Source organism: uncultured Tateyamaria sp. (assembly GCF_947503705.1).
GTDB lineage: Bacteria > Pseudomonadota > Alphaproteobacteria > Rhodobacterales > Rhodobacteraceae > Tateyamaria.
On record NZ_CANNES010000004.1, the window covers coordinates 231023 to 244960 of the forward strand.

Below are 13938 nucleotides of genomic sequence, written 5' to 3' on the forward strand. Positions count from 1 at the left end.
TGTCAAAATGCGCGGTCACAGCCCCACCTCGGCCAGGATGAAATCAGCAATAGCGGTAGTGTCATCAAGGTCAAAGACGGTCCGATCCAGCGTCAAAGCCGTGTCGCTGGCCACTGCCCGCACGGTCGGATCATCCGGCGCAATCAACGGGTTGCCGGTCACGGCCCGGTGGGCCTCGACCTTGGGATGGGCATCGCGCTTGTACCCCTCGATCAGAACCAGATCGACGGGGGCCAGCTTGGTCAGTAATTGGGCAAGGCTTGGCTCGTCCTCCTCGCGCAGCTCATGCATCAGGGCAAAACGGTTGCGCGAGGCCAACAGCACCTCGGTCGCGCCCGCAACGCGATGGCGATAGCTGTCCTTTCCGGGGTGGTCCACGTCAAAGCGGTGGTGGGCATGTTTCACGGTCGACACCGAAATGCCGCGCCCCGTGATCTCGGTCACCAAACGCTCCATCAGCCCGGTCTTGCCAGCGTTCTTCCACCCTACGATACCGTATAGTTTCATTGCATCGCCTCTGCCCGCGCCAGATCATCGGGCGTGTTTACGTTGAAAAAGGCGGCCTCGTCCGGGAACATCGCCAATCGTCCATCATGACGGTCGGTCCACATCACCACCTTGCGGACACCATCCGCCAAGGCCGCGCGCAAATCCTCACGCAGGGCGACGGGCCAGAGGCCGAATGTCGGATGGCGGGCCTTGCCACGTTCAGGGTCGGGGGTCGCGGCCAAGGCCAAAGGATGCGCCATCCCTTCGGCAGCCAATTGCAGGCGCGGCACCAGATCGCAGGGGAAAAACGGCGTGTCGGCGGCGGCGGTCACAATCGTCTCCGCCCCCTGCGCCGCCGCCCAGTCCAGGCCCGCCAGCACTCCAGCCAAAGGCCCGGCAAAGCCCTCAATACTATCGGAAATCACAGGCAGGCCAAGACCCGCAAAACGGGCAGGATCGCCATTGGCATTCAGCGCCATGTCCGCCACCTGCGGGCGCAACCGATCCATCACATGGCCCAACAGAGTCGTATCGCCCAGTGTCAACAAGCCCTTGTCACCACCGCCCATGCGCGTGGCCTGACCGCCCGCCAGAATGACACCCACCGGGGGCCTCATGCGCCGGTCCCCCGCCATGCCGCCACCTGGTCCAGAACCGGCGCAGCACCGTCATGCAACGCATGTACCGGCAACACAAAGCCTTGGACACCCACGATAAAAACGATCAATCCCTTGTCATGCGCCACCGCATCCACCGCCTCCCAGGGAATATCAACCTTGATCCCCCACACCTCATGGTGCACCCCACCCGGCGACAGACGTACCCGTATGGGTACATCAACCATCCGTGCCATCGCCATGCGCGTATCAGGTCGCGTGACGGCCCGGGTGAACAGCATCATGCCAAAGCCGACGGCCAGCACGATCATCAGGCCAATCCAGCCGGTCGTGTCCGTGATCAACGACAAAACATAGAGCACACCGCCCCCTAGGGCGGCATAGGCCAACCCTTGGAGCACGCTGTGCACTTGCGCACCCACATGCCAAAGCGGTGGGAATACCTGTCGCCAGATCATGCGGCCCGCCAGCCTCACCTCCGCCGGGGACAGCGTGAATTGCGCCGCGACATCGCTCACGTCTTGGCACCCTTGCGCCCGGATTTGCGCGGCTCATCCGCCACCGCGGCCGGGTCCGCATCGCGCACCAATCGGTCCTCGCCGCTCAGGCAGACAAAACGCTGCCCTCGCATCCGGCCAATCAGTGTCAGGCCCACCTGCTGCGCAATCTCGACACCCCAGGCGGTAAAGCCCGAGCGCGAAGCCAGCACCGGAATACCCATCATCGCCGTCTTGATCACCATCTCAGAGGTCAGGCGACCCGTGGTATAAAGAATCTTGTCCTCAGCCCCGACACCCTCTGCCATCATCCAACCGGCAATCTTGTCGACCGCATTGTGACGGCCCACATCCTCCATATAGACCAAAGGGCGGTCGCCCTGACACAGCACCGTGCCATGAATCGCCCCCGCCTCGAGGTAGAGCGATGGGGTTCGATTGATCCGCGCCGACAAGGCATAGAGCCACGAAGTGCGCACAGAGACAGCAGGCAGGTTCACCCCCTCCAACCCCTCCATCATGTCGCCGAACACGGTGCCCACGGCACAGCCGCTGGTGCGCGTTTTCTTCTTCAGCTTTTCCTCGTGATCTGTCGCCACGGCCGTGCGCACAATCACCGTCTCCAACTCTTCGTCATAATCGATGCCGGTGACGACATCCTCCGCCTTCAACATCCCTTGATTGCGCAAAAAGCCCAAGGCCAGATAGTCGGGATAATCGCCAATAGTCATCGCCGTGACGATTTCCTGACTGTTGAGAAAGATGGTCAGGGGCCGCTCCTCAACCACGGACGTGACGACCTCGGCCCCCGTCTGATCATGGCCCACAACGCTCCGGGTCAGGCGCGGCGCATTCGGGTCAGGCGCAATCACATAGCCCGCAACATCCTCATTTTGCGCCAATTGCATCCCCCCCGACGGACAGCTAATCCTTGGCCACCAATCTAAGGAACCTCCATGCCCATCACCACCCCAAAATCCGCCTATATGGCGGGGCTGCGCGACGGCGCACCCTTCATGCTGGTGGCAGGCCCCTTTGCCCTGCTCTTTGGCGTGCTGGCGACCGAGGCGGGGTTGAGCGTGTTTGAGGTGATGAGCTTTTCGCTGGTGGTGATCGCGGGGGCGGCCCAGTTCACCGCACTGCAACTGATGCAAGACGAGGCACCCACGATCATCGTCCTGATCTCGGCGCTGGCGGTGAACCTGCGGGTGGCAATGTATTCGGCGGCGCTCACGCCCTATCTTGGGCGCGCGCCGCTCTGGCAACGGGCCTGTGCCGCCTACTTGCTGGTCGACCAAAGCTATGCACTCAGCCACGGCAAGTTCGAGGCAGAACCAAAGCTGAGCGTGCCTCAACGCATGGCCTATTATTTCGGAACCTGCACACTGGTCATGATCACATGGTTCGGATGCAGCTATCTGGGCGCCGCGCTCGGCACGGCGCTGCCGCAAAACCTACCGCTCGATTTCGCGCTGCCGATTGCGTTTTTGTCGATGGTGGCCCCGATGATGCGCACGGTGCCGCACCTGATCGCCGCCGCTGTGGCGCTTGTGATAAGCCTTGTCGCGGTCAACATCCCGTACTCGCTGGGGCTGATCGTGGCCGGACTTGCGGGGATGATGGCGGGCGCGCAGGCCGAACTTTGGCTCAAGGGGCGCGACACATGACCCAGATCGACCAAACAACACTCTGGATCGTCATCTTCGGCCTCGGCCTGGGCAGCTTCCTCTTGCGCTTCACCTTCCTGGGCTTCGTGGGCGACCGGGAATTGCCCGCATGGCTCTTGCGGCACCTGCGCTACACGGCGGTGGCGATCCTGCCTGCGCTGGTGGGGCCACTTGTGGTGTTTTCCGGCGAAAACGGCGACACGGATCCAACACGGGTGCTGGCAGCCATCGCCACTGTGGCCGCCGGAATGATCACGAAAAACGTCTTTGCTGCCATAGGTGCAGGCGCGCTTACGCTTTTCGCCTCGGTCTATCTGCTGGGCTGAAAATGGGACGGTGGGCGGGGCGCATTTGCCAAAGGCAAACAGCGTCCGCACATCGGGCTACAGCTGAACTTTTGCCACGCCATCCTGAATGGTGCCCGCATCATCCTCAAAATACTTCTCTTCTTCCACACCGGGCCAGGTCGCCATCTGCTCCATCAATCGGGTGGGAAAGAATGTCTGCCTGATCCCTTCAAAGCCGGGAATGTTGCGCATCAAACCGGTGGTGGCATTGGTGCAATAGGCCCCGGGAACAGCCCCATTGCCCATGGCCAGCTGCAGGGCAATCTCGGCCTGTTCGGGGGTCACCTCAACGGTCTGGCTGACCACATGATAGGTGCTGCGGGCATGGGCACTCTTGTAGCCCGCCAGAACGGCGGGGGTCACACCGAACAAAACGTCTTCCTGCTCGGCCACGCGCGCGTTCACAAAGGATCCCGCCGGGTCAAAGATCACGCGCTGCGAGCCATTGATCATCAGGGCCGAATGGGCACCCGACCCGCTGCGATTGCTGACCATGGTAAAGACGGTCAGGGTCGCGGGTCCAGGCGCGCGATACGCGGCGGCAGCCACGCGTTCATCCGAAGCATAGGGCACCTCCGGCACGCTGGCACAGGCCGCCAACAGGGCGCAAAGCGCCAAGGCCGCGATGATCCGCATCCCGTCGTCCCCCAGGTCGTACCGCTATCAGGTGATGAAAATCGCCATGCCGACGATGATCAACAGAATCACGATCACCGACCAGGTTGTGAACTTCATGAACCCGTCGAACATCTTTTCCTGTTCGGTGCTGTCCATCTCACCATGCTTGTGCTCTGCCATGTCCGGCTCCCTTACTCATCTTGGCTGATGCGCGCTCTAGCGCATTTGAACCATGCTGTCACTGCGTCTTTATAGCAGGCTCATGTCTCTTCCAGGTCCTGGGCCAGACGAAACCCGATGCGGTTCGGCGCGGCCGTCTCGACAGCCTTGGGCAGCGTGCGCAACATCACGTTCAACTGGGTCACATGCTGGACCAGCTGCGTCTTGGCGCCCGTGGGATCACTGCCATAAAAGGTCACGATATCCGGGTCGAAATAACCCATGCCCTCAATGCGCAACACACCCGCATCACCGCCCGTGAAACCCATGGCCACCTCGTGTTCATTGTCGAGGCTTTCCTCGAAATTCTTGAGGTACATGATGATACGCTCATAGGCCCAGCGCGCCGGGCTTTTCTGGGCCACAGGGGTCTTGGCCACGCCCTTGGGCACCGGCTTTTGCGCCGCATTGGGGGTTTCGGGGTCGCTATGCACCTCATGCGGGCGCGGCATCGCATCGGCCTCATAGGCCTCCGCAGACGTATCAATCATCTTCTCACCCATGGTTCACCCTTTGCGCTGATACAGCCACGCACCATCCTCCCGAAGGGTCCGCGTGGCCTGTCCGTCCTGGTAAAGGTGCGACAAATGCGCGACCGCTTCAACCAGGGCCAGACCATATTCACCTTCACCGATGGATCGCTTGAACAGCGGGGCAAAACATTCGGACGCCGCCTTGGGTGTCTCGATATACGCCAAAAGGCGCTCAAGCGCCCCGTGATGGTTGTCGATCAACTGGCGCATCCGCGTGGGCAGACCGGTAAAGGGCAGCTTGTGACCGCCCAGCACCAGATGATCCTCGCGGGCCAACGGGCGCAGCCGCTCACAAGCCTCCAGCCAGTCGCCAATGGGGTCCGCCATCGGCTCGGTCGCATAGACGCCCACATTGGGGCTGATCGAGGACAGGATTTGATCACCCGAGATCACCAGGTGATCGTCCCGGCTCCAAAAGGTCGCATGTTCCGGCGCATGGCCATTGCCCATGTGAATGTCCCAGGTCCGCCCCCCCATCACAATGGTCTGTCCCTGCTGAATGCGGGTAAAGCCCAAGGGCATCGGCGCCACGATATCCCCAAAGTTAAAGGGGCGTTCCGCCGCACGCTTGTCAAAAGTCGCAGGGTCCATGCCCGCGCTGCGCCAAAACGCCAAAGTCTCCGGCACCGGCACCTCTTGCACGTCCAGGGTCAGCATCCGGGCAAAAAGCCAGGCAGTACGGGTGGTGACCAATTCGGCCCCGAATTCACTCTGCAACCACCCCGCCAGACCAACATGATCCGGATGATGATGGGTCACGACCACGCGGGCGATGGGCTTGCCGGCCAAAGGCCCCTCCATCATCGCCTTCCAGATCTCGCGGGTCTTGCGGCTGTTGAACCCGGTGTCGATCACCGTCCATCCATCGCCATCATCCAGCGCATAGACGTTCACATGATCCAGCTTCATCGGCAATGGCAGGCGAAACCACAGCACGCCCGGCGCCACTTCGATGGGTTCGCCATGGGCGGGCGGATCAGGCCACGGGTATCTGAGGCCCGTGGGCGCAGGGGTCGTCATCAGGTGGCAAACTCTTCGGCGGTCAGGGAAAACACATCATAGTCACCAGATTGGGCCTGCGCGAGCAAGCTGGTGTTTTCCGGCAGCATCCGCAGGATGTAAAACCGCGCCAGTTTCTCACGCACACCACCCTTGTCCGCCACGGCCGAGGTCAAATGCACATGCGCGCCTAGCACCCGGGCAAACGCCCGCAAATAAGGCACAGCACCCGAGAACCGAACACGGTGGTTCTGTTCTATCATCCACTCCGTCGTCTCGCGCAGCGATTCGCTGGCCTGCCACACGGCCTCGGCCAGATCGGGCAGAACGGCGCGGGCCTCTTCGGCGGCGGCTTCGATCTCGTCAAACAAGCGGCCTGCCGCCTCGCCCCCGTCAATCATCTTGCGCGCCACAAGGTCCATCGCCTGAATGCCGTTTGTGCCCTCATAGATCGTGGTCACACGCACATCACGGGCATATTGCGCCGCCCCCGTTTCCTCGATCACACCCATGCCGCCATGAACCTGAATGCCCATATGGGCGACCTCGTTGCCGATGTCGGTGCCAAAGGCCTTGGCCACCGGCGTCAAAAGGGCCGCACGGCGTTTCCACGCCTCGTCCCCCGTCGCCGTGGTCATGTCGATGGCGACCGCACACATCAACGCAATGCCCCGCGCCGCATAGGTATCGGCGCGCATGGTCATCAGCATCCGGCGCACATCCGCATGATCAATGATGGTGCCGGTGTTGCCCTCGGTCTTGCCCTGCTTGCGGTCCAGCGCATAGTTCAGCGCGTGTTGATACGCGCCTTCCGCCGCGCCCACACCCTGACCGCTCACGCCCAGGCGAGCATTGTTCATCATGGTGAACATGGCCGCCATGCCGCCGCCCTCAGGACCCACCATCCAGCCGCGTGCGCCGTCATACTGCATCACGCAGGTGGGCGAGCCGTGCAGGCCCATCTTGTGCTCAAGGCTCACCACCTTGAGGCTGTTGGCCACGCCGGCATTGCCGTGTTCATCTGGCAGATTGCGGGGCACCAGAAACAGGGAAATCCCCTTGGTGCCCGCAGGCGCGCCGGGAATACGGGCCAGAACCAGATGGCAGACATTGGTGGTAAAGTCGTTATCACCCCAGGAAATATAGATTTTCTGACCCGTGATGCTGTAGGTTCCGTCACCATTGTCCTCCGCCTTCGAGGTCAAGGCACCCACATCCGAACCGGCTTGCGGCTCTGTCAGGTTCATGGTGCCGGTCCACTCGCCGGAAATCAGCTTGGGCAGGTACAAGTCCTTGATCTCATCTGACGCGTGATGCTCCAGCGCCTCGATCTGGCCCTGGCTCATCAGCGGGGCCAGTTGCAGGGACAGGCACGCCGCCGACATCATCTCGTTGACAGCCGTGGTCACGGTCATCGGCAGACCCATGCCGCCATATTCGGGGTTGGCCGACATCCCGATCCAGCCGCCCTCGGCAATCGCCTTGAACCCTTCGGCGTAACCCGGCGCTGTGCGGACGACGCCGTTCTCCAGATGCGCAGGATGCAGATCACCGGGGCGCTTTAACGGGGCCATCACCTCTTCGCACAACTTGCCCGCCTCTGTCAGGATCGCGGTGGTCAGATCGCTGGTCGCTTCGGAAAACCGCTCGGTCGCGACCACACGGTCAAGGCCAACAACATTGTCAAAAAGGAAACTGTATTCATCAATAGGGGCGCGAAAGGACATGGGGGCAATCTCCGGGGTCAAAGCCTTGGCAAGCGGTCAGGCGGCGCGTAAAGGGCGTCTTTGATCCAAAGATGCGGCGCAGGGGGGACCTGCGCAACTCAAACGCGGCGTCACGACAGGCAGAGATGAGCAAGTTGCAGACCGAAATTCTGACCAGCGATGCAAGCGGCCTTGCCACGGCCGCCGACGTGCTGGCGCGCGGTGGTCTTGTCGCCTTCCCGACAGAGACGGTTTATGGCCTCGGCGCTGATGCGCGCGATAATCGGGCCGTGGCGCGCGTCTTTGCGGCCAAAGGTCGGCCCAGCTTTAATCCGCTGATCGTGCATGTCCCCGATCTGGCTGCCGCCCAGTCCATCGCCCGATTCGACGACATTTCCCTTGAGCTGGCGCAGGCCTTCTGGCCCGGCCCCCTCACGCTGGTCCTGCCCCTGCGCGCAGACAGCGGCATCGCGCCGCTGGTCACCGCGGGCCTCGACACCGTGGCCCTGCGGGTGCCCGCCCACCCTGTGGGCCAGGCGCTGCTGCACGCGTTCAACGGGCCCATCGCCGCGCCCTCCGCCAATCCTTCCGGGCGGATCAGCCCCACAACAGCGACCCACGTGGCCGACGGGCTGGGCGGCAAACTTGACGCAATTGTCGACGGCGGGGCCTGCTCGGTGGGCCTGGAATCCACCATCGTCGGTGGCACGCCTCCGGCCCTGCTGCGCCCCGGCGGCCTGCCCACCGAAGAGATCGAAAAGATCACCGGCCCCCTCGCCAAGGCGGGCGACACAATCACCGCCCCCGGCCAGATCAAATCCCACTACGCTCCGAATGCCCCGGTCCGGCTGAACGCCAATGCGGCGCACGCGGGCGAGGTGCTCTTGGGCTTTGGGCCCATGCAATCGGATCTGAACCTCTCGATCACGGGCGACCTGATCGAGGCGGCGGCCAACCTCTTTGAGCACCTGCACCGGCTCAACGACACGGGCAAACCCATCGCCATCGCCCCCATCCCCAACACCGGGTTGGGGCGCGCGATCAACGACCGGCTGCAACGGGCCGCCGCCCCGCGCTAGGCCCGTCCCGCCGCGCCTGACAAGCCCAGCGGATCAATGCCCATCGACTTGACGGCTTCCATCCACTTGTCCGCGTCTTGCGGGCCAAAAACCAGATCGGGATGGGCCTCGGCCGTCAGCCAACCATTGCGGGCAATCTCACCCTCCAACTGGCCCGGCCCCCAACCAGCATAGCCCAGCATCACCTGCGCGCGCTCCGGGCCTGCGCCCCGGGCGATATCCTCCAGCACATCCAGCGTCGCAGTCATGCCAAAATCATCACCTACATTCAGGGTCTTCAGGCGGGACTGGTAGTCGCAGGTATGCAGGACAAAACCACGCGCCGTCTCGACCGGGCCACCAAAATACACCGGGGCCGTGTGCGCCGGGCCATGGGCCTGCAATTCCAACTGATGGAGCAGATCGCCCAACGCCATGCCCGCCGCAGGTTTGTTCACGATCAGACCCATCGCGCCGTCCGCCGAATGGGCACACAGAAAAATCACCGAGCGGTCAAAACGCGGATCGCCCATCCCCGGCATCGCCACCAGCAACATGCCGGTCAGATCAAGGGCGGCAGGCTCAGACATGAAACATCACGAATGCTGTCATGGGGCCAAGGATGCCCGGCCAATGGACCCACCGCAAGGGCTGCCAATGCCGCAGGCAAAACACGGCGCAGGCCGCAATGCACGGCGATTTGACCAGAACGTGACTTGGATTTCTGCCTGCGCAGGGGCATGTAGGCACCATGAACACAGCCCCGAACCGCCTTTTGCCCCTTGGCCTTGCCGCCTTGATGACGATCGCCAGCCCCGCGCTGGCCCAGCAGGATCCTTTTGACGATCCGGTGCAGGCCGATGTGCTGCAAGGCTGGGACCTGCCCGACGGGCGCAGGCTCGCGGCGGTACGGCTGACGCTGGACCCGGGCTGGAAAACCTATTGGCGCGCCCCGGGCGATGCAGGCATCCCGCCCCATTTCGACTGGAGCCGGGCGCGCAACCTGTCGGCTGTTTCGATCAGTTGGCCGACGCCGCATGTCTACGAAGACAACGGCATGCAATCCATCGGCTACAAGGGCCAGGTTGTCATCCCGATGTACCTGACACCCGACAACCCGGCCAAGCCGGTGCGCCTGCGGACCAAGATGTCGCTGGGCGTCTGCGCCGATGTCTGCATGCCCCACCAGATCGACATCGACACGATGCTCGATGCGCCCGACCTCAGCCCCACGCCGGCCATCGTGGCGGCCCTCGCCGACACGCCCTATGCCAGTGACGAGGCGGGTGTGACCTCGGCCACGTGCCGTTTGTCACCCACCGAAAACGGGATGCGGATCGAGGCGCGGGTGACGCTGCCCCACACCGGCGGACGCGAGGTTGCGGTGATCGAAACCGGCACCAAGGGGCTCTGGATCAGCGAAGCCAGAACCACCCGCAGCGGCGACACGGTGACAGCCATCAGCGATATGGTGCACATGGAGGGTGGCGCCTTTGGCATCGACCGCTCCGCCGTGCGGATCACGATCTTTGGCGGCGACTATGCCGTGGATGTGCAGGGCTGTACCGCAGGCTAAGCCCGGCGCATCCGCACAATCTGCCAGGCCACGGCCGCCAGCACATAGGCGACCACCCCAATCACCAGCACCCCGCCCGAAAACAGGGCCAGTGCCGCAGGCATCGGTGCCATGCCCGCCAGCACAGGCAGCGCCGCGACCAAAGCGGCAGGCAGCGCGCCAAAGCAGAACGCGTGGCCCATCGTGGCCCCCAGCCAGGTCAGCACCAACGCCCAGAGCAGGACAAAACCCCAGCGCACCGCGCCACTGCGCAGCGCCAGACCCCGGCGCATCGCCTGTATCTGGCGGCCCACATCATGCTGCACCGCCACGAGGGCGGGCACCACCAACAGAACCAGCACCATGCCAAAGCCCAACCCATAGACCAGCGTGATCACCGTGGGCTTTAGAAACTGCGCCTGCTGCGACTGCTCATACAGCAGCGGGGACATCCCCAGCACCGTCGTCAGCGTGGTCAACAGCACCGGGCGGAGCCGGTCCGACGCGCCGTCAACGATCGACGGGATCAGGCCTCGATCCTGTGCATAATCATCAATGGTGGTCACCAACACGATGGAATCGTTGATGATAATACCGGTCATGCCCAACAGGCCTACCACCGTGAACATGCTCAACGGCACATCCCAAAGCGCATGACCATAAATGGTGCCCACAAGGCCAAAGGGGATAATGGCCATGACCACCATGGGCCGGGTCCAGCTGGAAAACACCCAGGCCAGCACGACATAAATCCCCGCCAGACACAGGATCAACCCGGTCAGCGCATCGCTCAAAAAGTCGTTCTCCTGCTCGTTCAGCCCCGCCTGGCGATACTCCACCTGCCGCTCGGCGGCGATGGTGGGCAGGATGTCTTCGGCCAGCGCGTCGTTGATCTCGGACGCGCGGGCCGGGTCGTCCTCAGAGATGTCACCGCTCACCGAAATCAGACGAATGCCATTCTCGCGGCGCACGGTGGAAAAGCCGGTGCGCTGCTCGACGCTCACGATATCGGCCAGCGGCACATAGGCGCCGGCAGGCGTGCGCATCTGCGTGCGGTCCAGAAAATCGGCCGTTAACTCGCCCTTGGGCAATTCCACCCTAATCTCGGCACTGCGCGCGCCATCGGGATAGGTTGCCGCCTCGATTCCATTCAGACGGGCGCGCAGGGCGCTTCCCAACATGTCGATGGTAAAGCCCAGGTTCTGGCCCTGCGCCGTCAGATCAAGGATCAGCTCTTCCTTGTCATAGGCCAGATTGTCCTCGACCGCGCTCACCTCCGGGTATTGCAAAAGCGCGCGCTTGAGGTCCTCGGATGCGGCTTTCAACGTGTCCGTGTCCGCCCCGAAAAACTCCACATCCAGCGCATCGCCTCCGGGACCAGAGCGCCATCCGCGAAAGCTGACGGTTTCGACCAGTGGATGATGCACCACCGCGTCCTGCAAGGCCGCCACAAAGGCGAACGAGGAATAGGGGCGCAGGTCCGCGTCGATCAGTTCGATGGAAATCCCGCCGAGCAGGTCACTGTCCTTGCTGTCGGTGCCCGCAAGGCCCCGGCCCGCATTGCCGCCAATTTCGGCAATCACATAGTCGATGGGATTGCGCCCGTGTTCGGCCTCGTATTCTGCGCCCAGCGCCTCGGTCGCGCGCTGCATTTCGCGCATCATCTCAAGGGTATCGGCCCGCGTGGCCCCTTCGGCCATGGCAAAGTTGCCGGTGACCGACCCGCGTTCGGGCGCGTTGAAGAACCGCCATTGCACATCGCCCTGAATGAACAGCGCCAATTGGCTCGCCAGCACCACGCACACCCCCGCCAGCACCGCATAGCGGCAGGCAATGACCCCCGCCATGAACGGACGAAAGAGGCGCGCGCGCATCCAGTCAAACCCGGCATTCACGATGGTCGAAGGCGTGTCGAGGCCCTGCTTGCCCATGGCTCCGACCCAGGCAACCTTGGCCCGGCGCGGGCTGAACAAGAGCCCGACTGCCAATACCGCGGGCCCTGCCACGAGGTACGGCGCGGCCTCGGCCCAACCGACCAAAGCCTCGGGCCACAACACATAGGACAGCGCCCCGCTGACCACCGCCGCCAACACGGCCAAACTGGCAACGGCCAGGGCCAGACGCAAACGGCTGAACCCGCCCTTGGCCGACGCGGCCAACGCATGACCCATATGGTGTGGCAGGATCAGAAAACATTCGACCAGCGACGCGATCAGCACAAAAATCACCGTGTAGGGAATATCGACGATCAGGTTGCCAAAGCGGCCACCCACCGCCACCAGACCAAAAAAAGCGATGACCGTCGTCAACGTCGCGGCAAAAACGGGCATCGACATCCGCCGCGCCGCATTCTCGGCAGCGACCAGCGGGGCCTCCCCCAGCTTGCGATGGCGATGATCGGCATGTTCGCCCACCACAATCGCATCATCCACCACAATCCCCAGTGTGATGATCAACCCAAAAAGCGAGATCATGTTGATCGTCAGACCACCCACATACATCAGCGCAATGGCCGCAAACATCGCCACCGGAATGCCCGCCGCGACCCAAAACGCTGTGCGCGCATTCAGGAACAAAAAGAGCAGGCTGATGACCAACCCCAGACCGACCAGCCCATTGTCGATCAGGATATCCAGACGGCCCGAAATGGCCTCGGCCCGCGTCCGGATCAGCTCAACCGACACCGCAGGGGGCAAGGTCGCTTCAAGCTCTGCCGCCACCTCTTCGACGACGCCTTGAATGGCGATGGCATCGCCCTGGTTCGACCTATCCACCCGGATCGAAACCGCTGGATCGTCGGCGACGAAATAGCTGCGCTCGCGATTGCTGCCCAGCCGCGTGACCGTCGCCACATCCCGCACGCGCAGCTTTGAGCCATCCGCATTCGAACGCAGCACGATGCCGCCAATCTCTTCGGGGCTGCGTTTTTCGATCCCGGTGCGGACACGCGCATTGGCCCCCGTCACATCACCGGCGGGACTGGCGTCAACCTCGGCCGCGATGGCGCTGGCAATGTCGGTCATTGTCACATCATTGGCGATCAGCCGGATCGAGGGGACCTCGACCATGATCTGCGGGGCCGCCACGCCGCGAATGGTGGTCCGCGTCACACCCTCGGCAAAGAGGCGCACAACCAGCTCGTCGGCAAAAAGGCCCAGCTGCTCGGGGCTGACCGGCCCCGTGATCACCACATCCGTGACCCGGTCACGCCAGGCACCGCGACGCACAGTCGGTTCATCCGCCTCGTCGGGCAAGGTGGTCACTGCATCAACAGCCGTCTGCACATCATCGGCTGCCCGGCCCATGTCCCAGCCGGGTTCAAACTCCAGCGTGATCGAGGCAGAGCCTTCGCGCGACAGCGCGGACGAGGTTTCCACCCCCTCAACCGCCAGCAACCCGGGTTCCAGCACCTGCACGATGCCTGCATCGACATCCTCGGCCCCCGCGCCATCCCAGGTGACGCTCACCGTCACATTGTCGATGATCACATCCGGGAAAAACTGGGCCCGCATATTGGGCATCGCCGCGATGCCCGCCACCAGCATGGCCAGCAGCAACAGGTTGGCGACGGTGCGGTGGCGCACAAAATAACTCAGGATGCCGCCAGCGGCCTTGGGGATGGCACGGACCATG

General features: G+C 63.1%; 15 protein-coding genes. 4 read left to right on the forward strand and 11 right to left on the reverse strand.

Features of this window, described 5'->3' with window-relative positions:
* Positions 1–15: 15 nt before the first annotated feature.
* From mobB to Q1A44_RS11840, 4 genes are read right to left on the reverse strand one after another with little or no spacing between them, the layout of a single operon-like run.
* Positions 16–507 (reverse strand): molybdopterin-guanine dinucleotide biosynthesis protein B, encoded by a 492-nt coding sequence (gene mobB / locus Q1A44_RS11825; protein WP_299624891.1) that lies wholly within the window; start codon positions 505–507, stop codon positions 16–18.
* The gene (mobA, locus tag Q1A44_RS11830) at positions 504–1106 is read right to left on the reverse strand and encodes a molybdenum cofactor guanylyltransferase MobA (RefSeq protein ID WP_299624894.1); all 603 of its coding nucleotides are present in this window, start codon (positions 1104–1106) and stop codon (positions 504–506) included. The genes mobB and mobA overlap by 4 nt, the downstream gene beginning before the upstream one ends.
* On the reverse strand, positions 1103–1624 hold the full coding sequence (locus Q1A44_RS11835) for a hypothetical protein (RefSeq protein ID WP_299624897.1): 522 nt from the start codon (positions 1622–1624) through the stop codon (positions 1103–1105). The genes mobA and Q1A44_RS11835 overlap by 4 nt, the downstream gene beginning before the upstream one ends.
* Positions 1621–2511 (reverse strand): formate dehydrogenase accessory sulfurtransferase FdhD, encoded by an 891-nt coding sequence (locus Q1A44_RS11840; protein WP_299624900.1) that lies wholly within the window; start codon positions 2509–2511, stop codon positions 1621–1623. Before Q1A44_RS11840 ends, Q1A44_RS11835 begins: the two co-directional genes overlap by 4 nt.
* A 48-nt stretch (positions 2512–2559) precedes the next feature.
* On the opposite strand from Q1A44_RS11840, the gene Q1A44_RS11845 reads away from it, so the two are divergent.
* Positions 2560–3270, forward strand: coding sequence for an AzlC family ABC transporter permease (locus Q1A44_RS11845; RefSeq protein ID WP_299624903.1), 711 nt, complete (start codon positions 2560–2562; stop codon positions 3268–3270).
* Complete coding sequence (locus tag Q1A44_RS11850) at positions 3267–3596, forward strand: AzlD domain-containing protein (RefSeq protein WP_299624906.1); 330 nt, start codon at positions 3267–3269, stop codon at positions 3594–3596. The genes Q1A44_RS11845 and Q1A44_RS11850 overlap by 4 nt, the downstream gene beginning before the upstream one ends.
* A gap of 57 nt (positions 3597–3653) precedes the next feature.
* On the opposite strand, the gene Q1A44_RS11855 is transcribed toward Q1A44_RS11850, so the two are convergent.
* The 5 genes from Q1A44_RS11855 to Q1A44_RS11875 form a co-directional block, all read right to left on the reverse strand.
* Positions 3654–4253, reverse strand: coding sequence for a hypothetical protein (locus tag Q1A44_RS11855; RefSeq protein WP_299624909.1), 600 nt, complete (start codon positions 4251–4253; stop codon positions 3654–3656).
* A gap of 27 nt (positions 4254–4280) precedes the next feature.
* Positions 4281–4415 (reverse strand): aa3-type cytochrome c oxidase subunit IV, encoded by a 135-nt coding sequence (locus Q1A44_RS11860; protein WP_299624912.1) that lies wholly within the window; start codon positions 4413–4415, stop codon positions 4281–4283.
* A gap of 80 nt (positions 4416–4495) precedes the next feature.
* Positions 4496–4957, reverse strand: coding sequence for a DUF6173 family protein (locus Q1A44_RS11865; protein WP_299624915.1), 462 nt, complete (start codon positions 4955–4957; stop codon positions 4496–4498).
* 3 nt (positions 4958–4960) lie between these two features.
* A complete protein-coding gene (locus Q1A44_RS11870; protein ID WP_299624918.1) occupies positions 4961–6007 on the reverse strand; it encodes an MBL fold metallo-hydrolase in 1047 nt (348 codons plus the stop codon).
* On the reverse strand, positions 6007–7713 hold the full coding sequence (locus tag Q1A44_RS11875; protein ID WP_299624921.1) for an acyl-CoA dehydrogenase: 1707 nt from the start codon (positions 7711–7713) through the stop codon (positions 6007–6009). Before Q1A44_RS11875 ends, Q1A44_RS11870 begins: the two co-directional genes overlap by 1 nt.
* Before the next feature lie 125 nt (positions 7714–7838).
* Between Q1A44_RS11875 and Q1A44_RS11880 the strand changes: the two genes are divergently transcribed.
* Entirely contained in the window at positions 7839–8771 is a 933-nt protein-coding gene (locus Q1A44_RS11880; protein WP_299624924.1) for an L-threonylcarbamoyladenylate synthase, read from the forward strand.
* Here Q1A44_RS11880 and Q1A44_RS11885 read toward each other — a convergent pair.
* Positions 8768–9340 (reverse strand): YqgE/AlgH family protein, encoded by a 573-nt coding sequence (locus tag Q1A44_RS11885; RefSeq protein ID WP_299624927.1) that lies wholly within the window; start codon positions 9338–9340, stop codon positions 8768–8770. The two genes, Q1A44_RS11880 and Q1A44_RS11885, sit on opposite strands and share 4 nt — an antisense overlap.
* A 161-nt stretch (positions 9341–9501) precedes the next feature.
* On the opposite strand from Q1A44_RS11885, the gene Q1A44_RS11890 reads away from it, so the two are divergent.
* A complete protein-coding gene (locus Q1A44_RS11890; RefSeq protein ID WP_299624932.1) occupies positions 9502–10326 on the forward strand; it encodes a protein-disulfide reductase DsbD domain-containing protein in 825 nt (274 codons plus the stop codon).
* Here Q1A44_RS11890 and Q1A44_RS11895 read toward each other — a convergent pair.
* Positions 10323–13937 carry an efflux RND transporter permease subunit gene (locus Q1A44_RS11895; RefSeq protein ID WP_299624935.1) on the reverse strand — a complete coding sequence of 1205 codons (3615 nt, stop codon included), beginning with the start codon at positions 13935–13937 and terminating at the stop codon, positions 10323–10325. The genes Q1A44_RS11890 and Q1A44_RS11895 overlap by 4 nt on opposite strands.
* Position 13938 lies beyond the last annotated feature (1 nt).

Excerpts from the sequence above, each read along its gene's own strand:
- Q1A44_RS11870 (WP_299624918.1), bottom strand. The coding sequence starts at position 6,007 with ATGACGACCCCTGCGCCCACGGGCCTCAGATACCCGTGGCCTGATCCG.
- mobB (WP_299624891.1), bottom strand. The coding sequence starts at position 507 with ATGAAACTATACGGTATCGTAGGGTGGAAGAACGCTGGCAAGACCGGG.
- Q1A44_RS11885 (WP_299624927.1), bottom strand. The coding sequence starts at position 9,340 with ATGTCTGAGCCTGCCGCCCTTGATCTGACCGGCATGTTGCTGGTGGCG.
- Q1A44_RS11855 (WP_299624909.1), bottom strand. The coding sequence starts at position 4,253 with ATGCGGATCATCGCGGCCTTGGCGCTTTGCGCCCTGTTGGCGGCCTGT.
- Q1A44_RS11845 (WP_299624903.1), top strand. The coding sequence starts at position 2,560 with ATGCCCATCACCACCCCAAAATCCGCCTATATGGCGGGGCTGCGCGAC.
- Q1A44_RS11840 (WP_299624900.1), bottom strand. The coding sequence starts at position 2,511 with ATGCAATTGGCGCAAAATGAGGATGTTGCGGGCTATGTGATTGCGCCT.
- Q1A44_RS11895 (WP_299624935.1), bottom strand. The coding sequence starts at position 13,937 with ATGGTCCGTGCCATCCCCAAGGCCGCTGGCGGCATCCTGAGTTATTTT.
- Q1A44_RS11875 (WP_299624921.1), bottom strand. The coding sequence starts at position 7,713 with ATGTCCTTTCGCGCCCCTATTGATGAATACAGTTTCCTTTTTGACAAT.
- mobA (WP_299624894.1), bottom strand. The coding sequence starts at position 1,106 with ATGAGGCCCCCGGTGGGTGTCATTCTGGCGGGCGGTCAGGCCACGCGC.
- Q1A44_RS11865 (WP_299624915.1), bottom strand. The coding sequence starts at position 4,957 with ATGGGTGAGAAGATGATTGATACGTCTGCGGAGGCCTATGAGGCCGAT.
- Q1A44_RS11890 (WP_299624932.1), top strand. The coding sequence starts at position 9,502 with ATGAACACAGCCCCGAACCGCCTTTTGCCCCTTGGCCTTGCCGCCTTG.
- Q1A44_RS11860 (WP_299624912.1), bottom strand. The coding sequence starts at position 4,415 with ATGGCAGAGCACAAGCATGGTGAGATGGACAGCACCGAACAGGAAAAG.
- Q1A44_RS11880 (WP_299624924.1), top strand. The coding sequence starts at position 7,839 with ATGAGCAAGTTGCAGACCGAAATTCTGACCAGCGATGCAAGCGGCCTT.
- Q1A44_RS11850 (WP_299624906.1), top strand. The coding sequence starts at position 3,267 with ATGACCCAGATCGACCAAACAACACTCTGGATCGTCATCTTCGGCCTC.